This window comes from Amycolatopsis sp. 195334CR (genome assembly GCF_017309385.1).
Classification (GTDB): Bacteria; Actinomycetota; Actinomycetes; order Mycobacteriales; family Pseudonocardiaceae; genus Amycolatopsis.
This window is the reverse complement of sequence record NZ_JAFJMJ010000001.1, coordinates 2,750,671-2,769,074: the sequence shown is the minus strand read 5'-3', so window position 1 is coordinate 2,769,074 and position 18,404 is coordinate 2,750,671. Positions and strand designations below refer to the sequence as shown.

Sequence of the window (18,404 nt, the reverse complement as noted above, 5' to 3'; positions counted from 1 at the left end):
GGTACTTGTGTTCGTTTTGCTCACGGATGCTTCATGCGCAAAAGCTGTCATAGTGAGCGCCATGCAGCGTGGATCACTGGCGCGCCAGCTGCTCGGGTGGCAGCTGGTGATCGTGTTCGCCCTGCTCGCGTGCGTCGCGCTGTTCTCGGTGGCCCAGTCGAACAAGTCGTTCACCGACGTCGAGGGCCGCCGCCTGCTTTCGGTCGCGGAGAACGTCGCCGCCACGCCGGGGGTGCGCGAGAACCTGCCCGACCCGCTGCGCCGCGACCCGCTGCCGGTGTTCGCCGAGGGCGCCCGCAGCCTCTCCGGCGCGGACTTCGTGATCATCACCGACCGCGCGCGCCGGATCATCACCTCCCCCGACCCGAAGCAGGTCGGCACCACGCTCGACCTCGGCGACAGCATGATCACCAGCGGCCGCGCCTGGGTCGGCGAGATCGGCGACTCGCTGGTCGCGCACGTCCCGGTGATCAGCGATCGCGGCACGGTCGACGGCATCGTCGCGGCGGGCAAGGCCACGCCCGGCTTCTTCGAGGGCTTCGGCAACTCGGCGAGCGACGCGCTGGCCCTGCTCGGCATCGCCACCGTGCTCGGCATCGCCGGTTCGGCGCTGCTCGCGTGGCGGGTCAAGCGGCAGACGCTGGGCATGGAGCCGAGGGAGATCGCCGGGCTGGCCGAGCACCGCGAGGCACTGCTGCACGGCATCAAGGAGGGCGTGCTCGGCCTCGACCAGCAGCACCGGATCACCCTGGTGAACGACCACGCGCGTGAACTGCTGGCGCTGCCGGACGACTGCGTCGGCACGTCGGTGGCCGACCTGGACATCAACGAACGGCTGAAGGACGTGCTCACCGGCCGGGCCGAGGGGGTGGACCAGATCGTGCTGCGGGCCGGGCGGGTGCTGGTGCTCAACCGGTTGCCGATCGCCGAACTGGGTGCGGTGGCCACCCTGCGCGACCGCACCGAACTGGTCAACCTGCGCGAGGAGCTGGCGGCCAGCTCACGCGCCACCGACACGCTCCGGGCGCAGGCGCACGAATTCTCCAACCGGCTGCACACCATCGCCGGGCTGATCGAACTCGGCGAGTACGACGAGGTGCGCGAGTACGTCGACCTGGTGGCGCACGAGCAGGGCGAGTGGCAGGACAAGGTGACCAGCCGGGTGTCCGACGTGGCGGTGGCCGCGTTGCTGATCGCCAAGGCCAGCCTCGCCGCCGAGCAGGGTGCCGGACTGCGGCTGACCGACGACAGCAGACTGGACCCGGTGGACGAACGGCTGTCCGGGGATCTGGTCACCGTGGTCGGGAACCTGGTGGACAACGCGCTCGACGCGTTGCGCGCGGCCGGGCCGGGGCACGGAGACTGGATCGAGATCGGCATCCGGCAGGACGAGACCCGGGTGGAGGTGGTGGTGCGGGATTCCGGACCGGGGGTGGCGCCGGAGATCGCCACCGAGGTGTTCGCGCACGGGTTCACCACCAAGGCCGCCGAGCACGGCGGGCAGCGCGGGCTCGGCCTGGCCCTGACCCGGCAGACCTGCATCCGGCGCGGTGGCTCGGTCGAGGTGCACAACGCTGCGCCGCCTACGACTACCGGGCCCCCGAACCGATCGGGTGGCGCGGTCTTCACCGCGGTCCTGCCGCTGATCCCCGAGCGGGTGGCGCGGTGATCCGGGTTCTGGTGGTGGACGACGACTTCATGGTCGCGAAGGTCCACAGTGGATACGTCGAACGAGTGACCGGGTTCAGCGTGGTGGGGGTCGCCCACACCGGCGCGGACGCGGTGCGTGCGGTCCGCGACCTGCGCCCGGATCTGGTGCTGCTGGACATCTACCTGCCGGACATGGACGGGATCGCGGTACTGCGCGCGCTGCGCGCCGATCCCTCCACAGTGGACACCGATGTGGTGATCATCAGCGCCGCCCGTGACGTGGACACCGTGCGCAACGCGATGCGCGGCGGCGTGCTGCACTACCTGATCAAACCATTCTCCGCCGCCGCGCTGCGCGACCAGCTGCTGCACTTCGCCGCGTTGCAGGCAAAACTCGCGCGCCTTTCGGAACGGCGTGAGGTGTCGAACCAGGAGGACGTGGACGACGTGTTCGCCGCGCGGCCACGCGGTGCCGGCGTGCTGCCGAAGGGCCTCACCCAGCAGACCGCCGAGTTGGTGGCGCAGGCGCTGCGTGCCCGCCCGGACGGGTTGTCCGCCACCGAATGCGCGCAGGCCACCGAGCTTTCCCGGCCCAGTGCGCGCCGCTATCTCGAATATTTCGCGGAAACCGGAAAAGCCGAGGTCCGCCTGCGTTACGGCGGTACCGGACGACCCGAGCGGTTATACCACTGGAACGCCGAATAACCGAAGATCACCTATTCGGGCGGGTTCCCTGAGGTGCCGATCCGATCGGCCGGTGCGATGGTGATCTTGCCACCGCCAAAACGCGACAGCGCGTTTTCCGGCACCCCCATTGAGCTGATGCGTTCGGGAAAGGGGAACGCGTGGATGCGCTGCTGCGAGATTTCGGCATCCTGATCACCATCGGTTTCATGGCACTACCCTTCACCGCCGCGGGCTGGTTCCTCCTGGCCGCCCAGCGACGGCGGAGAAGAAGACCCGCGCGCTCCGCGGTGCTCACCGCGGGCGCGGATTCGGCCATCACCCTGATCGGCACCCTGGCCTTCGTGCTGGTGGCGATGCCCATTCCCGGGGCGAGCGGGAGCACGCTCCAGCTGGCCCCTGGCACCGACCTCGACCTCGCGCTGTCGGGGCAGGGCTCGCTGTGGCAGATCACCGGGAACCTGGTGCTGTTGCTGCCCTTGGGCGCGTTGCTGCCGCTCCGGGTGGTCGCGCTGCGCACGGTCGGCCGGGTGACGGTGGCCGCGCTGAGCGCGTCGCTGCTGGTGGAGGTCATGCAGTTCGTCATCCAGGCGGGCCGGGTCACCTCGGCCGACGACGTCCTGCTGAACACCGCCGGCGCGACGATCGGCGCCGCGCTGACCCGGAACTGGTGGCCGCGGCCGCCGGTCATCCCACCCCAGTTGCGGCGCAGCGTGGGCGGGCAGCACCGGCCGTACGCCGCGCGCTCGAGAGTCGTGTGGAGCGGCACGCGCTGCATCAGATGCGGTGTCGACCGCCCGGCCGCCCAGCACCTGGCCACCGCCGAACGCACCTGAATGCGCGGCTTTTTCCACCAACGCGATGAATGGCGAAAGAGTCAGTCGTCGTAGCCGCGGCGCCGGGTTTTCTTGACGTCCGCGCGGCGTTTCTTCGCGGCGATCCGCCGTTCCTTCGAACCTCGAGTCGGTTTTGTCGGGCGGCGCGGTGGCGGCGGTGGTGCGGCGGCTTCCGACAACGCCATCACCAACCGCGCCCGCGCCGCTTCGCGATTCGCCAGTTGTGCCCGGTGTTCGCTCGCCGCGATGGTCAGCACGCCGTCCACCAACCGGCCCGCGAGCCGGTCGAGCAGGCGCGCCCGCACCGGCTCGGGCACCGAAGGCGAGCGCGCCACGTCGAACGAAAGCTCCACGCGTGAATCCGTGGTGTTCACGCCCTGACCGCCGGGTCCCGACGACCGCGAGAACCGTTCGGCCAGTTCCCCGGCCGGGATGACGAACCGGGAACCGACGCGGAGATCAGAACCGGGGGTGGTCACCGGAGAGCACCGCCCGCGGCCCGTCCGGGTCCTCGGCGGGCCGGACGTCGCCGAGCACCCAGGCGGGCACGTGCCGCGCGGTCAGCACGGCGAGCGCGCGGTCGACCTCCTCCGGCCCGACCACGGCGACCATGCCGACGCCCATGTTGAAGGTCTTCTCCATCTCGGCGCGCTCCACCCGGCCGCGGTGCGCGATCAGCGGGAACACCGGCGCCGGCGTCCACGTGCCGCGGTCCAGCGAGGCCACCAGCCCGCGCGGCATCACGCGCGCGAGGTTCGCCTCCAGGCCGCCACCGGTGATGTGCGCGAACGTGCGCACCTCGGTCTCGGCGGCCAGCGCCAGGCAGTCCTTCGCGTAGATCTTGGTCGGCTCGAGCAGTTCCTCGCCGAGCGTGCGGCCGAACTCCTCGACCTGGCCGTCCAGCGGCATCCGGGCGATCTCCAGCAGCACGTGGCGCGCCAAGGAGTACCCGTTCGAGTGAAGTCCGGAGGAACCCATCCCGATCACCACGTCACCGGGGCGCACCCGCTCCGGCCCGAGCACGGCGGCGGCCTCGACCACGCCGACCCCGGTGGCCGAGATGTCGTAGTCGTGCTCGCCCATCAGCCCGGGGTGCTCCGCGGTCTCCCCGCCGAGCAGCGCGCAGCCCGCCTGCACGCAGCCCTCGGCGATGCCGCCGACCAGCGCCTCGATCTTCTTCGGCACCACCTTGCCGACGGCGATGTAGTCCTGCAGGAACAGCGGCTCGGCCCCGGTCACCACCAGGTCGTCGACCACCATGGCGACCAGGTCGATGCCGACCGTGTCGTGCTTGTCCAGCGCCTGCGCCACGGCGATCTTGGTGCCGACGCCGTCGGTGGAGGAGGCGAGCACCGGCTCGGTCCAGCGGTCCAGCTTCAGCGAGAACAGCCCGGCGAACCCGCCGACCCCGCCGAGCACCTCGGGCCGCGTCGCCCGCTGGGCATGCGGTTTGAGCAGCTCAACCGCCTCGTCACCGGCATCGATGCTGACGCCGGCCGCGGCGTAGGTTGCGCTCGTGGACTCGCTCACGAAAGCGGTCTCCGTCCTTGGGAAAAGCGACTAGGGACGCCGGACGGCGTCTTCGGCACCGTACCCCGCAGGAGTGACGGGTTTGGCGGCACCGTCGGCGGCATCGAGACTCTCCAGCAGGTGTTTGCCGATCAGCGCGTCATCGGGCAACGCGATCGGGTACTCACCGTCGAAGCACGCCGAGCACAGGCGTGACTTCGGCTGCTCGGAGGCCGCGATCAGCCCTTCGAGTGAAACGTAACCGAGCGAGTCGGCGCCGATGGACCGGCGCACGCCGTCCGCGTCGACGCCGTTGGCGATCAGCTCGGCGCGCGAGGCGAAGTCGATGCCGTAGAAGCACGGCCAGCGCACCGGCGGCGACGCGATCCGGACGTGCACCTCCAGCGCACCGGCCTCGCGCAGCATGCGCACCAGCGCGCGCTGGGTGTTGCCGCGCACGATCGAGTCGTCCACCACGACCAGCCGCTTGCCGCGGATCACGTCCCGCAGCGGGTTCAGCTTCAACCGGATGCCCAGCTGGCGGATGGTCTGCGAGGGCTGGATGAAGGTGCGGCCGACGTAGGCGTTCTTCACCAGGCCCGAGCCGTACGGGATGCCGCTGGCCTGCGCGTACCCGATGGCCGCCGGAGTGCCGGACTCCGGCACCGGGATGACCAGGTCGGCGTCGGCCGGGAACTCCTTGGCCAGCCGCTTGCCGATGTCCACCCGGGTGGCGTGCACGCTGCGCCCGGCGATCGAGGTGTCCGGGCGGGCCAGGTAGACGTACTCGAACACGCAGCCCTTGGGCTCCGGGTTGGCGAACCGCGAGGACCGCAGGCCCTCGGCGTCGATGGCGATCAGCTCACCCGGCTCGACCTCGCGCACGAACGACGCGCCGACGATGTCCAGCGCGGCCGTCTCGCTGGCCACCACCCAGCCGCGTTCGAGCCTGCCGAGCACCAGCGGGCGCACCCCGTGCGGGTCGCGCGCGGCGTACAGCGTCGACTCGTCCGCGAAGACCAGGCAGAACGCACCGCGCAGGGTGGGCAGCAGGTCCAGCGCGGCGGCCTCGATCCCGCGATCGGCGGCCGCCGAGGCGAGCAGCCCGCAGACCAGGTCGGAGTCGCTGGAGGAGCCGGTCAGCCCGGCGTGCGGCTTGAGCCCGGCGGCCAGCGTGCGTTCCCGCAACTCGGCGGTGTTCACCAGGTTGCCGTTGTGGGCGAAGGACAGCCCGCTGCCGGTGTCGGTGGTGCGGAAGATCGGCTGCGCGTTCTCCCAGATGGTCGAGCCGGTGGTCGAGTACCGGCAGTGGCCGACCGCGATGTGGCCCTGCAGCGAGGACAGCACCTGCTCGTCGAAGACCTGGCTCACCAGGCCGAGGTCCTTGAACACGACGATCTGGCTGCCGTCGGAGACGGAGATGCCCGCGGCTTCCTGGCCGCGGTGCTGGAGTGCGTAGAGCCCGTAGTAGGCGAGCTTCGCGACCTCCTCGCCGGGCGCCCAGACCCCGAAGACACCGCATTCCTCGCGGGGTTCCGGATCGGGCTGGTCGGTAACGGCAGGTCCAGTAGTCGACTGGTCGGATACCACCGAGGAGCTCCCTGGAGAAGTGGTCGGGCAGGGCCAGTGTAAACGCTGATCCGGTGGATCCGCCGGGCTGCGCGCGGCATCACAACGCGGTCCGTCCACATGCGAAAGCCCCGGGTGACGAGGTCACCCGGGGCCGGTGGCGCGACTCCACGATCACGGTGCCGTGCCGGAGGCGCGGCCGAAAACTCAAGCGCTCGCTGGGAGCCATTTCGCGACGCCCGTGCGGCCGGGGACCCAGCAGCCGCGGCTGGTCTCCGGCTCGGGCTCGGCGGGGCGCTCGGGCAGCGCGAGCAGCTGGTCGATCACGGTCAGCACGGAGCCGCTGACCTGCCACAGCGTGGTGCGCGGGGCGAGGATGTCCGGTTCACCACCGGGCATCCGGGTGGCGATCACGTCGTCCTCGGCGTGGAGGCGCACCACGTCGATGACGTCTTCGTGCGCACGGATGCCGACCACGGCCAGCACCTCGCCCTCGGGGCTGCGCGGGTGCACGAACTGGAAACCGCGGTCGATCAGGCGGCGCAGGCCGGTCTCGGTGTCACTGACCGGGGGCGCGGGGGCGGTCGCGAGATCAGCTGAGGACATCGTCGAACTCTCCGTCCTTGGCTCCGGCGAGGAAGGCGGCCATCTCGGCCCGGGTGTAGACCAGGGCGGGGCCGGCCGGGAAACGGGAGTTGCGCACCGCGATCTCCCCGGTGGCCAGCGGGGCGACCTCGACGCAGTTGCCCAGGGCGCCGCTGCGGGAGCTCTTCCGCCACCGCGCGTCGGCCAGCAACTCGGCAGACATGCCGTTCGCGATCCGCGGCACTTCGACCCCCCACCTTCCCGGATTTACATGTTCAGCGGGTGCAAATGCACGTGCATTTGACTTGTGCTGATGACTCTAGCACGCAGTTCCGCAGATGAGGATGCACGTGCAGAAAATCTTGCACCCGTTCTCACTGCGTGAGGACAGTGGTTGTCAAGTTCCCACGAAGGTGTGAACACGCCCTGAACGGCGGGCACCGCCGTCACAAAATGTGAGCGTCAGTGCTCCGCGCGGATCTTCGCGATGGTGGTGCGGCTGCGCTCCGGGGTCTCGGCGTCGACCGCGAGGCGGTCCATCGCCCGGCTGTACGACTCGAAGTCGGCCAGCTTGTCCAGGTAGAGCGCCCCGGCGAGGTGTTCGATGTACACCACGTTCGGCAGCTCGGGCTCGGCGAAGCGCAGCAGCGTGAACGCGCCCTCGGCCGAGTAACCGCTCAGCCGGTACGGCACCACCTGCAGCGAGATGTGCGACATGGTGGTCATCTCGAGCAGTTTGTCCAGCTGCTCCTTGAACACCTTCCGGCCGCCGATCGGCCGGTGCAGCACCGACTCGTCGATGACCGCCCACAGCCGCGGCGCCTCCGGCCGGTTGAGCAGCTTCTGCCGCCGCATGCGGATCGCCACGCGGCGCTCCACGTCGTCGTCGCGCGATTCGGGACGGCCGTGGCTGACGATCGCCCGCGCGTAGTCCTCGGTCTGCAGCAGACCGGGCACGAACTGCAGTTCGTAGGTCTGGATGCGCTGCGCGGCCTCCTCCAGCCCGACGTAGTCGTCGAACCAGCGGGGCAGCAGGTCGTTGTAGCGGTTCCACCAGCCCGGCTGGTTGGACGCCTTGACCAGCTCGACGAAGACCTCGCGCTCGTTCGGGTCGTCGACGCCGTACATGGTCAGCAGGTCGACCACGTCGCGCTCCTTGAAGCCGACGCGGCCCAGCTCCATGCGGCTGATCTTGGACTCCGAGGCGCGGATGCTGTACCCGGCTTCGGCGCGGGTCACGCCTTCGCGCTCGCGGAGCCGCCGGAGCTGGGTGCCGAGCACCATGCGCCGCGCGGTGGGCCCGAAGGACTCACCACTCGGTCCCTCGATCGAGGTCACTTGCGCTCCGCTCCCTGTTCACTCACACCAGCAGTGAGGCGACCACCCAACGTACATATCCATTGTGCACTGTCAAGCCCGCCCGCGTTTACCCGCTGGACGTACCCCCCTACGCTACGTGGAACGTGCTCCAGTTCACAATCCCAGGAGGTTCGCCATGCCTGCCGGAACCGCAGCTCCGTCCGAACGCGTACCGGTGGGGGTGGACCCCACGCGAGCCAGCATCGCCAGGGTCTACGACGCCTTCCTGAACGGGAAGGACAACTACGAGATCGACCGCGAGGTCCTCCGCGGCGTCCAGCAGAAGGCGCCCGAAGCGCAGGACCTGGCCACCGAGAACCGCGGTTTCCTGATCCGGGCCTGCCGGTTCCTCGCCTCCCAGACCGGCGTCACGCAGTACCTCGACCTCGGCTCCGGCCTGCCCACCGCGGAGAACACGCACCAGGTGGTGCAGCGGCTGGTGCCCGAGTCGGTGGTGGTCTACGTGGACAACGACCCGGTGGTGCTCGCGCACGGGCGCGCGCTGCTGGAGGAGAACGACCAGACCCACCTGATCTCGGCGAACATCTTCCACCCGCGCGAGGTGCTGGAGCACGAAGAGGTGCGGGCGAACCTCGACTTCAGCCAGCCGATCGCACTGCTGCAGGCGGGCACCCTGCACCACCACGTCGGCGACCCGGACGAGCCCGCGCGGATCATGCGCGAGTACATCGACGCGCTGGCGCCCGGTTCGTACGTGGTGATCAGCCACTTCCTGGATCCGGAGAACGAGCACAGCGCGGTGGCCCGCAAGATGGAGGACGTGTTCGTGCACAGCCCGATGGGCTCGGGCTCGTTCCGCACGCACAAGGAGCTGATGGAGCTCTTCGGCGACCTGGAGATGGTGGACCCCGGCCTGACCCGGTGCGCCGACTGGTGGCCGGACGGCCCGCGGATCAAGCCGCTGAACCAGGTCCAGCACTGCATCGCCGGCGGCATCGGCCGCAAGAACTGAGCGTCACAGCTTCAGGATCGGCAACCAGTGGGCGAGGTCGGCGCGGCTGCCCGACGCGCTGACCCGCCCGCCGTCCACCGCGGCCGCCCAGTCCAGCCGCCCGGTGGCCAGTTCGAGCCAGGTGCGCGGATCGGTCTCCACCACGTTCGGCGGCGTGCCCCTGGTGTGCCGCGGCCCGTCCACGCACTGCACCGCCGCGAACGGCGGCACCCGCACCTCCACCGACCGGCCCGGCGCGTCGGCGGCCAGCGTGCGCAGGCTCAGCCGGACCGCCTTGGCCAGCTCGGGCCGCGCGGGCTCCGGGCCGTCCCCGGTCAGCCAAGGTGCGACCGCGGTCACCGCGGTCCGTAACTCAGCGGGGTCGACCGAACGCGAAGCGGGCATGCCCTCCACAGTAGAGTGGGCGCTCAGCCGGCTTGCTCAAAACCCAGGATTTCGAAGGAACGACATGGCGCAGCGCGATGACTCGGACCGGGCCACGGCCGACGGCCGCCCGGTGGCGGTCCCGAAGATCACCGACGAGATGCGCGCGAACGCCAGGGCGAACCCGGACAGCTGGCTGTACGTGATCGACGAGGCCTTCGACCCGAACGGCCCGGTGCCCTCGTGGGCGGTGGTCGGCGCGTACCCGGTGAACACCGCGGGGAACGTGGTCGAGGACTTCCACCCCAACGACCGGTACCGCCCGTCGCCCAAGGCGCTCGGTTTCCCCGAGCCGGGCAACGAGCTGGAGCGCCTGCTGCAACTGGTCCGGACCAAGCACCGCCCGGCGGGCGACCTGCCGAGGGTCATCCTCGACTCGACGCTCTTCGTCTACGCCATGTCGCCGGTCCAGCGCACGGTGATCGGCTTCCACAACACCGACGGCCGGGTCATGGTGCCCGCCTACACGGCGAAGAGCCTGGTGCCGAAGGACTGGCCGCACGCGCGCGCGGTGCTCGGCCGGGACATGGTCGAACTGCTCGCCGGGCACCCGGTGGCGATCAACCCGCACGACGTGGTGACCGCCGTCGTGCCCGCCGAGCACCTGCTCAAGGCGCTCGCCGAGGAAGCCGCTGACCAGGGCTGATTCACTCGATCGCGGGACGCTCGCCGCGCGGGGCCGGCTCGATGGAGGCATCGTGTCGTCTGGATGATCAGCCCCTACGCGGCAGGAGCGATGTGATGCGCCCGTTTCCGTGTCTCGCGATGTGCGCCGGGCTGGCCCTGATCGCACCGGCGATCAGCGCCGTCCCCGCCACCGCCGACTATTCGCTCGCCGAGGACAACCGAGCCGGCGCCCAGATCGCGGCGGTCGAAGGTGTGCACGGGGTCCCAGACCACGGCCGGTACGCGGCGGAAGGCCAGACGCTGGGCCACGACGTCAGCGGGCACCAGGGCGCGGTCGACTGGCCCGCCGCCGCCGGGGCCGGCGCGAAGTTCGTCTACGTCAAGGCCACCGAAGGCACCGGCTTCACCAATCCGCAGTTCGGCCAGCAGTACAACGGCGCACACGGCGCCGGCCTGGTCCGCGGCGCCTACCACTTCGCGCGCCCCGACGTCTCCGGCGGCGCCGAGCAGGCGCACTACTTCGTGGACAACGGCGGCGGCTGGTCCGGCGACGGCAAAACGCTGCCCGGCGCGCTCGACGTGGAGTACAACCCCTACAGCGACGACAAGTGCTACGGCCGTGACGCGGCCGGCATGACCGCGTGGATCAAGGACTTCTCCGACGCCTACGCGCAGCGCACCGGCCGGGCCCCCGCCATCTACACCTCGACGAGCTGGTGGAAGAAGTGCACCGGCGACAGCCCGGCCTTCGGCGGTACGAACCCGCTGTGGCTGGCCAGGTACGCGCCCGAGATCGGGCCGCTGCCGGCCGGCTGGGCGCACCAGACCATCTGGCAGTGGGCCGACGCCGGTTCCCTGCCCGGCGACCAGAACTACTTCAACGGCACCGAGGACCGCGTCACCGCCATGGCCGGCGGCTGACCCGAAAATTACTCACCGCGGGCATATCTTTCACGCGATTTCGTGACAAAGCCGACTCGGTCGTTAACAATCAACGCTCGAGCGGTCACCTGCAGTGAGCCGTTCACCGCGAGGGTATATGTGAAGGGATTCCCCTATGTCCATGCGAAGAAGCCGTCGCCTGTCCGGCGCGGTCGTCTCCATCTCGGCAGGCCTGCTCCTGCTGGGCACGCTCGCTCCTGCATCGGCGAGCACCTACAACGACGACACCGGCACCGCCCCTGCTGAAGCGGTCCCGGCCTTCGTCGACGGGCTGCCCGTCGACGAGTACGTCCAGAAGTACGACCACCCGATCGGCTCGCAGATCCAGCGGGTGGAAGGCGACCACTCCACCGAGGAGACCAAGGAAGCCGCCCGGCGGGAACCGGCCGTCGGCCCGGACGGGAAGCAGGTGCTGGCCAGCGTCGAGGGCATCGACGTGAGCGGGCACCAGCAGAACGTCAACTGGCAGAACTGGTGGAACCAGGGCAAGCGGTTCGCCTTCGTCAAGGCGACCGAGGGAACGGGGTACAAGAACCCGTACTTCACCCAGCAGTACAACGGTTCCTACAACATCGGCATGATCCGCGGGTCGTACCACTTCGCGCTGCCGGACCGCTCGTCCGGCACCGCGCAGGCGGACTACTTCGTGAACAACGGCGGCGGCTGGTCCGGTGACGGCAAGACGCTGCCGGGTGCGCTCGACATGGAGTACAACCCCTACGGCGCGACCTGCTACGGCAAGTCGCAGGCGTCGATGGGGGCGTGGATCCGCGAGTTCCACGACCGGTACCACGCGCGGACCGGCCGCTGGCCGGTCATCTACACCTCCACCAGCTGGTGGAACCAGTGCGTGGGCACCAGCCAGAACTTCGGCAGCACGGTGCCGCTCTGGGTGGCGCGGTACAGCTCCTCGGTGGGGACCCTGCCGCACGGCTGGGGTTTCTACTCGTTCTGGCAGTACACCTCGACGCCGATCGACTTCAACCGGTGGAACGGGGACTACGCCCAGCTGCAGAAGATGGCCACGGGCTGAGCCAGGCCCCGGGGGATTCCGCTCGGCGGGATCCCCCGGGATCTCAGCTGGGATCTCAGCCGGGCTAAGCGCCCTCCAAGGCCAGGTCGGTACACCTTTCGGGGTCGACAGCGCCGAACCGGAGGGCAGCCCGATGAGCTACGAAGAACCGGCGGGGAAACCGCCGACCGGACTGTTGATCGGCATCGCCACCGGCGTGGTGGTGCTGGCCGTGCTGGGGTTCACCGCGTTCATCGCGCCCGGCTTCCTGACCGGCGACCCCGCGCCCGTGGCGGCACCGCCGACGAGCAGCGCGCCCGCCCGCGCCACCACCACGACCCCGCCGTCGTCCCGGCCGGCCGAGACCCCGAGCCCGGTGCCGTCGTCCCCGGCCGAGCCCGCGCCGGGTGGCCGCGGTGGCTCCGGTCCCGCCGACGCCAGCGTCGAGCAGGTGATCAAGGACTTCGTCGCGAAGTTGAACGCCGGTGACGCCACCGGCGCGAAGGAACTCATGTGCGCGGGTGGCCGCGGTGACGATTCGGCCGTGGGCGCGCTCGCCGCGCAGAAGCCGTCGCTGGCGGTGGGCGAGCTCCAGGCAAAGTCGTCGAAGGTGCTCACCGGGCAGGTCACCGGCACCGCGGGCGGCAAGCCGGTGGAGGCCAGCGTGACCGCCACCGCGGCCATCGGCGAGGCGTGCGTCGGACTGTTCACCGTGTCGTGACCAGCGATTTCCGGGAGCCGCTGTGCTTCTGGCCATCCCAGCCGGAAGAATGGGCCGCGCCGCAGCTCACTCTGTGGTGAGATGCCACCCGCAACGCCCGCTTCACGGAAGGCAGCCTGATGACCTACCCACCGCAGCCGGGGCAGCCCTACGGGGAACAGCCCGATCCGTACGGCCAGGGCGGCTATGGCCAGCAGGGTCAGCCGCAGTCGGGCGGTTTCCCGCAGCAGGGCCAGCCCTACGGCCAGCAGCCCGGCTACGACCCCTACGGCCAGCAGCAACAGCAGCCGTACGGGCAGCAGCCCTACGGCCAGCCCGGGTACGACCAGTACGGGCAGCCGACCCAGCAGTACCAGGGCTACCCGGGTGGTGGTGACGGCTTCGGCGGCCCGCCCCCGAAGAAGAGCAAGACCGGGCTGTGGGCGGGCATCGGCGTCGGCGTGGTGGTGCTGGTGGCGCTCGGCATCACCGGCTTCGTCGCCCCGGGCTTCTTCCTGAGCAAGGACGAGCCGACGAACACCGCGGGCGGCCAGACCACCAGCCAGGCCCCGCCCGCCGAGGAGTCGAGCAAGGCGCCGTCCTCGAAGAAGGCGCCGTCGAGCGCGCCGAGCAAGGCGCCGAGCAGCAAGTCGGAAACCGGCAGCGGGGACGCGGCGGTGGAGAAGGTCATCCGCGACATGGTCGACAAGATCAACGCCGCGGACGCCAGCGGCGCGATGAGCTTCGTCTGCGACGGTTCGGAGGGCTCGACCCAGTCGACCGTGGACGAGCTGGTGGCCAAGAAGCCGAACCTGCAGATCGACGAGGTCACCTCGGACACCCCGGGCACCGTGGTCGCCACCGCGACCGGGTCGGCGGGCGGCCAGCAGGTGCACGCCACCTTCGGCGCCGGCGACCTGAGCACCGGCCCGTGCGTGGCCGCGGTGTTCGCTTTCTGATCCCGGTTGGCCCACCTTCCGGCCCGACCAGGCAGAATGCCGGTCAGGGGCAACGCGCACGGACTCGGGGAACCCGGGCCTCCGTCTCCGCGTCGCAGCTATGGGGCGCAGCTCGCGCACGCAGTACTCACGGAGGCTTGACATGACGTACCCACCTCAGCCGGGGCAGCCGTACGGCCAGCAACCCGACCCGTACGGCCAGGGCCAGGGCGGGTACCCCCAGTCAGGCGGCTTCCAGCAACCGGGTCAGCAGCCCGGGTACGACCAGTACGGCCAGCAACAGCAGCAGTACCCGGGTTACGACCAGTACGGCCAGCAGCAGCAGGGGTACGACCCCAACCAGTACCAGGGCTACCCCCAGCAGGGCGGGTACGGCACCCCGCCGCCGAAGAAGGGCAAGGCCGGGCTGTGGATCGGCCTCACCATCGGCGTGGTCGTGCTGGTCGCGCTCGGCATCACCGGGTTCGTCGCGCCGGGCTTCTTCCTCGGTGACGACAAGGAAGGCCCCGAGGGCACCACGAACGCGATCGTGGCCGCGCTGAACACCCAGGACAAGGCCGCGATCGAGGGCCTGATCTGCGGGGACGCCGACAAGCAGGTCAAGAACGTGCCCGGCGAGCTGGACGAGCTGAGCGCGGCGCGCCTGGTCTCCGGGCCGACGAAGAAGTCCGACACCGAGTACACCGCCACCGTCGAGGTGACGCTGAAGTCGGGCGGCGAGACCGGCCAGTTCGACGGCACCCTGGTGCAGTCCGGGGACAAGTGGTGCTGGAAGGGCGTCACCGGCAACACCAGCAGCGGCAGCTCGTCGAGCAAGCCGTCGGCCTCGAAGCCGTCGTCCGGCCCGAAGTCCTCGTCGAAGCCGAGCAGCAGCCCCGGTGGTTCCGGCAAGACCGACGGCAAGGCCGTGATCGACGAGTTCATCAGCAAGGTCAACTCCGGCGACAAGTCCGGCGCGCTGTCGATGGCCTGCTCCAGCACCGCGAGCCTGCTGGAGACCACGGTCGGCTACGCGATCGACGGCCAGGGCAGCTACACCGTCGCCTCGGCCCCGCCGGACGAGACGCTGGTCAGCGCGGACATCACCGGCACCGAGAGCGGGCGTTCGGTCTCGGGTTCGGTCAGCGCGACGAACTTCGACGACGCCGGGTTCTGCATCAGCACCTTCTACGCCTTCTGAGTCCGTGCGGCGGGCGTTGAAGTCGCCGCTGGCACTGACGATCGCGCTCGCGGTCGTGCTGCTGGTGGGGATCAGTGTCTGGCTGCTCACCGACCCGAAGACCACCCGTGCCGACGCACTGCGCACGGGTGGTCTCGCCGGTGCGTCGATCGTCGCGTTGTACGCGCTCTGGCTCAACGACCGGCGGCGCAAGGTCGAAGAGGGCAGGCAGGAGATCGAGCGGCAGCGGCACGTGCTGGAAAGCCACCGGGCCGAGCGGGACCTGGAGCGCGTCTCGGACGAACGCTTCGCGAAAGCCGTCGAACTGCTCGGGAACGACGCGGACCAGGTGCGGGTGGGCGCGCTGCACGCGCTGGCGGGCTTGGCGCGGACGCGGGAGGCCTACCGCCAGACCGTGCTCGACGTGCTCTGTTCCTATCTGCGGCGACCGTTCAAACACGACGACAAGGCTCCCGAAGCCGAGCGCGAGCGCGTGGTCCGGCAGACCGCGCAACGCCTCATCGCCGACCTGCTCCCGTCCCGCGACGACACCGAGGCCGAGGCGTACAACCTCGACCTGACCACCGCCACGCTGGACCACTTCGACCTTTCGGGCCGCCGGGTCGGTGAGCTGACCCTGCGCCACGCCGAAATGCACTCCACCACCCGCTTCCACGAGATGGCCATCGAAGGTCCACTGTGGATGACCGCGGCGCAACTGCACGGAAAGCTGCGACTGCACGATTCGAAGCTGAAGCGGGGTTGGTTCAGCGGCACCAAGTTCGCCGCGAAAGCCGTTTTCGTGCGCAGTGAGTTCGGCGCCGAAGTGAGCTTCGAGGGCGCGGTGTTCAGCGGTGAGGCCCTGTTCGAGGGCACCACCTTCACCGAATCGCTGGACCTCCAGCGCACGAAGTTCGACGACCACGTGGACCTGCGCCTGTCCGCGAAGCCGCCAAAGCTGGACCTGAAGCTCACCCTGGTCCGCCCGGACCGGGTGCCCGAGCTGCCCGACTGGCTGACCACCCAGCGCCAGCCGAACGGCGACGTGCGGATCGCCGCCGTCCGGGGCTGAGGCGTCAGTCGAACAACGCGGGGAGCGTGCGCTCCCAGGTCTCCCGCAGTTCGTCGAGGCCGAAGGTGGTCACGCCCTGGATCTCCAGCGCGCCCGAATCCGGGTCCACCACACCGGTCTTGCGCCACGGCAGGCCGCGCGCGGTGCACATCTCGGTGAACCGCAGCTCCTCGGTCCGCGGCACGGCCACCAGCACCCGGCCCGCCGACTCGGAGAACAGCTGCACGAACGGGTCCTGCTCGTCGTCCAGCACCACCCGGGCGCCGCACTGTCCGATGAGGACGGTCTCGACCAGCGTCTGCGCCAGCCCGCCGTCGGACAGGTCGTGCGCGGCGGAGATCAGCCCGTCCCGTGAACCGGCGACCAGGATCTCGGCGAGCAGCTTCTCGCGCGCCAGGTCCACCTTCGGCGGCAGGCCGCCGAGGTGCCCGTGCACGATGTGCGCCCACGCCGAACCGTCCAGCTCGTCGTGCGTGTCCCCGAGCAGCAGCAGCGATTCGCCCGCCTCCGCGCCGATCCCGGTCGGGATGCGGCGGCGGACGTCGTCGATCACGCCGAGCACGCCGACCACCGGCGTCGGCAGGATCGCGGTGTCGCCGGTCTGGTTGAAGAAGCTGACGTTGCCACCGGTCACCGGCACGCCGAGTTCCGCGCAGCCGTCGGCGAGGCCGTGCACGGCCCGCTCGAACTGCCACATCACACCGGGGTCGGTCGGCGCGCCGAAGTTCAGGCAGTTGGTCACCGCGACCGGGGTGGCGCCGCTGGTGGCCACGTTGCGGTAGGACTCCGCGAGCGCCAGCTGGGTGCCCAGGTACGGGTCGAGGTAGACGAACTTGCTGTTGCAGTCGGTGGACACGGCGACCCCGCGGCCGGTCGACTCGTCGATCCGGACCACGCCGGAGTTCGACGGCTGCGCCAGCACGGTGTTGCCGCGCACGTAGCGGTCGTACTGGCTGGTGACCCATTCCTTCGACGCCTGGTTCGGCGAGGAGATCACCTTCAGCACCGTCTCGCGGATCTCGTCCCCGGTCGACGGGCGTGCCAGCGACGCCGTGGTGTCCGCCTGCAGGGCGTCCTGGGTGGACGGACGGGCGAACGGGCGGTGGTAGACCGGGCCCTGGTGCGCCACGGTGCGCGGCGGCACGTCCACCACGACCTCGTCGTGCCAGGTGATCACCAGGTGCTCGCCGTCGGTCACCTCGCCGATCTCGGTGGCGGTGACGTCCCACTTGGCGCAGACCGCCATGAAAGCGTCCACATCGGACGGTGCGACCACGGCGCACATGCGTTCCTGCGACTCGCTGGAGAGGATCTCCGCCGGGGTCATGCCCTCGGCGCGCAGCGGCACCCGGTCCAGCACGATGTGCATGCCGCCGTCCCCGGCGGCGGCCAGTTCCGAGGTGGCGCAGGAGAGCCCGGCCCCGCCGAGGTCCTGGATGCCGACCACCAGCTTCTGCGCGAACAGTTCGAGGCAGCACTCGATGAGCACCTTCTCGGTGAACGGGTCGCCGACCTGCACGCTGGGCAGCTTCTTGCGGCCGGTGTTCTCGGAGAAGCTGTCGCTGGCCAGCACCGAAACGCCGCCGATGCCGTCGAGGCCGGTGCGCGCGCCGAACAGGATGATCTTGTTGCCGGTGCCCGAAGCGTGCGCGAGGTGCAGGTCCTCGACCCGCATCGCGCCCACGCACAGCGCGTTCACCAGCGGGTTGCCCGCGTAGCTTTCGTCGAAGACCACCTCGCCGCCGATGTTCGGCAGGCCGAGGCAGTTGCCGTACCCGGCCACCCCGGCGACCACGCCGGGCAGCACGCGGCGGGTGTCCGGCGCGTCGGCCGGGCCGAAGCGCAGCGGGTCGGCCACCGCGAGCGGGCGCGCGCCCATCGCCAGGATGTCGCGCACGATGCCGCCGACGCCGGTGGCCGCGCCCTGGTAGGGCTCCACGTAGGACGGGTGGTTGTGGCTCTCCACCTTGAAGGTGACCGCCCAGCCGTCGCCGATGTCGACCACCCCGGCGTTCTCGCCGATGCCGGCCAGCATCTTCGACCGCATCTCCTCGGTGGTGGTCTCCCCGAAGTAACCCAGGTGCACCTTCGACGACTTGTACGAGCAGTGCTCGCTCCACATCACCGAGTACATCGCCAGTTCGGCGTCGGTGGGCCGGCGGCCGAGGATTTCCCGGATCCGGGCGTACTCGTCCTCGGCCAGGCCGAGTTCGAGGTAGGGCTGCGGCACGTCGGGCGTCGCCGCAGCGTGCTCGGTGGTATCGGTGCTGGTCACGGTGTCCGCATTGGGGGTCGCCACGCGCCCGAGAATACGGGTGTGGTGGGGAGCACCTTGGAGGGTGGTC

General features: G+C 70.2%; 19 protein-coding genes. 11 read left to right on the top strand and 8 right to left on the bottom strand.

Annotated features, from left to right (window positions below; all coding sequences use genetic code 11):
- Window positions 1-61 precede the first annotated feature (61 nt).
- From JYK18_RS13495 to JYK18_RS13485, 3 genes are all read left to right on the top strand, one after another.
- Complete coding sequence (locus JYK18_RS13495) at window positions 62-1,669, top strand: sensor histidine kinase (protein WP_206802402.1); 1,608 nt, start codon at window positions 62-64, stop codon at window positions 1,667-1,669.
- Window positions 1,666-2,355, top strand: a complete 690-nt coding sequence (locus JYK18_RS13490) for a response regulator (protein WP_206802401.1) — start codon at window positions 1,666-1,668, stop codon at window positions 2,353-2,355. Before JYK18_RS13495 ends, JYK18_RS13490 begins: the two co-directional genes overlap by 4 nt.
- A 140-nt stretch (window positions 2,356-2,495) precedes the next feature.
- On the top strand, window positions 2,496-3,170 hold the full coding sequence (locus JYK18_RS13485) for a VanZ family protein (RefSeq protein WP_206802400.1): 675 nt from the start codon (window positions 2,496-2,498) through the stop codon (window positions 3,168-3,170).
- Between the two features lie 41 nt (window positions 3,171-3,211).
- On the opposite strand, the gene arfB is transcribed toward JYK18_RS13485, so the two are convergent.
- From arfB to JYK18_RS13455, 6 genes are all read right to left on the bottom strand, one after another.
- Window positions 3,212-3,649: an alternative ribosome rescue aminoacyl-tRNA hydrolase ArfB gene (arfB, locus tag JYK18_RS13480; protein WP_206802399.1), complete on the bottom strand. Its 438-nt coding sequence runs from the start codon at window positions 3,647-3,649 to the stop codon at window positions 3,212-3,214.
- Window positions 3,630-4,700, bottom strand: a complete 1,071-nt coding sequence (purM, locus tag JYK18_RS13475; RefSeq protein WP_206802398.1) for a phosphoribosylformylglycinamidine cyclo-ligase — start codon at window positions 4,698-4,700, stop codon at window positions 3,630-3,632. Before purM ends, arfB begins: the two co-directional genes overlap by 20 nt.
- A gap of 30 nt (window positions 4,701-4,730) precedes the next feature.
- On the bottom strand, window positions 4,731-6,269 hold the full coding sequence (gene purF, locus JYK18_RS13470; RefSeq protein ID WP_206802397.1) for an amidophosphoribosyltransferase: 1,539 nt from the start codon (window positions 6,267-6,269) through the stop codon (window positions 4,731-4,733).
- A gap of 186 nt (window positions 6,270-6,455) precedes the next feature.
- Complete coding sequence (locus tag JYK18_RS13465) at window positions 6,456-6,854, bottom strand: hypothetical protein (RefSeq protein ID WP_206802396.1); 399 nt, start codon at window positions 6,852-6,854, stop codon at window positions 6,456-6,458.
- Entirely contained in the window at window positions 6,841-7,056 is a 216-nt protein-coding gene (locus JYK18_RS13460) for a DUF397 domain-containing protein (protein WP_206804217.1), read from the bottom strand. The genes JYK18_RS13465 and JYK18_RS13460 overlap by 14 nt, the downstream gene beginning before the upstream one ends.
- A 239-nt stretch (window positions 7,057-7,295) precedes the next feature.
- Window positions 7,296-8,117: a helix-turn-helix transcriptional regulator gene (locus tag JYK18_RS13455; protein WP_206804216.1), complete on the bottom strand. Its 822-nt coding sequence runs from the start codon at window positions 8,115-8,117 to the stop codon at window positions 7,296-7,298.
- Window positions 8,118-8,328: 211 nt separating this feature from the next.
- Here JYK18_RS13455 and JYK18_RS13450 point away from each other — a divergent pair, with 211 nt between their 5' ends.
- Window positions 8,329-9,165 (top strand): SAM-dependent methyltransferase, encoded by an 837-nt coding sequence (locus JYK18_RS13450; protein ID WP_242579094.1) that lies wholly within the window; start codon window positions 8,329-8,331, stop codon window positions 9,163-9,165.
- Between the two features lie 3 nt (window positions 9,166-9,168).
- Here the strand turns inward: JYK18_RS13450 and JYK18_RS13445 are convergent, their stop codons facing one another.
- Window positions 9,169-9,549, bottom strand: coding sequence for a sterol carrier family protein (locus tag JYK18_RS13445; protein WP_206802395.1), 381 nt, complete (start codon window positions 9,547-9,549; stop codon window positions 9,169-9,171).
- A 64-nt stretch (window positions 9,550-9,613) separates the two neighbouring features.
- Here JYK18_RS13445 and JYK18_RS13440 point away from each other — a divergent pair, with 64 nt between their 5' ends.
- From JYK18_RS13440 to JYK18_RS13410, 7 genes are all read left to right on the top strand, one after another.
- Window positions 9,614-10,234 carry a type VII secretion system-associated protein gene (locus JYK18_RS13440; protein ID WP_206802394.1) on the top strand — a complete coding sequence of 207 codons (621 nt, stop codon included), beginning with the start codon at window positions 9,614-9,616 and terminating at the stop codon, window positions 10,232-10,234.
- 95 nt (window positions 10,235-10,329) lie between these two features.
- The gene (locus JYK18_RS13435) at window positions 10,330-11,136 is read left to right on the top strand and encodes a lysozyme (RefSeq protein ID WP_206802393.1); all 807 of its coding nucleotides are present in this window, start codon (window positions 10,330-10,332) and stop codon (window positions 11,134-11,136) included.
- Window positions 11,137-11,278: 142 nt separating this feature from the next.
- Window positions 11,279-12,190 (top strand): lysozyme, encoded by a 912-nt coding sequence (locus JYK18_RS13430; protein ID WP_374195050.1) that lies wholly within the window; start codon window positions 11,279-11,281, stop codon window positions 12,188-12,190.
- Window positions 12,191-12,323: 133 nt separating this feature from the next.
- A complete protein-coding gene (locus JYK18_RS13425) occupies window positions 12,324-12,890 on the top strand; it encodes a hypothetical protein (protein WP_206802391.1) in 567 nt (188 codons plus the stop codon).
- A gap of 119 nt (window positions 12,891-13,009) precedes the next feature.
- Window positions 13,010-13,828 carry a Twin-arginine translocation protein TatA gene (locus JYK18_RS46650; RefSeq protein ID WP_242579093.1) on the top strand — a complete coding sequence of 273 codons (819 nt, stop codon included), beginning with the start codon at window positions 13,010-13,012 and terminating at the stop codon, window positions 13,826-13,828.
- Window positions 13,829-13,970: 142 nt separating this feature from the next.
- Window positions 13,971-15,008: a hypothetical protein gene (locus tag JYK18_RS13415; RefSeq protein WP_206802390.1), complete on the top strand. Its 1,038-nt coding sequence runs from the start codon at window positions 13,971-13,973 to the stop codon at window positions 15,006-15,008.
- 4 nt (window positions 15,009-15,012) lie between these two features.
- A complete protein-coding gene (locus tag JYK18_RS13410; RefSeq protein WP_307795897.1) occupies window positions 15,013-16,059 on the top strand; it encodes a pentapeptide repeat-containing protein in 1,047 nt (348 codons plus the stop codon).
- Window positions 16,060-16,063: 4 nt separating this feature from the next.
- On the opposite strand, the gene purL is transcribed toward JYK18_RS13410, so the two are convergent.
- Entirely contained in the window at window positions 16,064-18,334 is a 2,271-nt protein-coding gene (gene purL / locus JYK18_RS13405; RefSeq protein ID WP_206804213.1) for a phosphoribosylformylglycinamidine synthase subunit PurL, read from the bottom strand.
- Window positions 18,335-18,404: the final 70 nt, after the last annotated feature.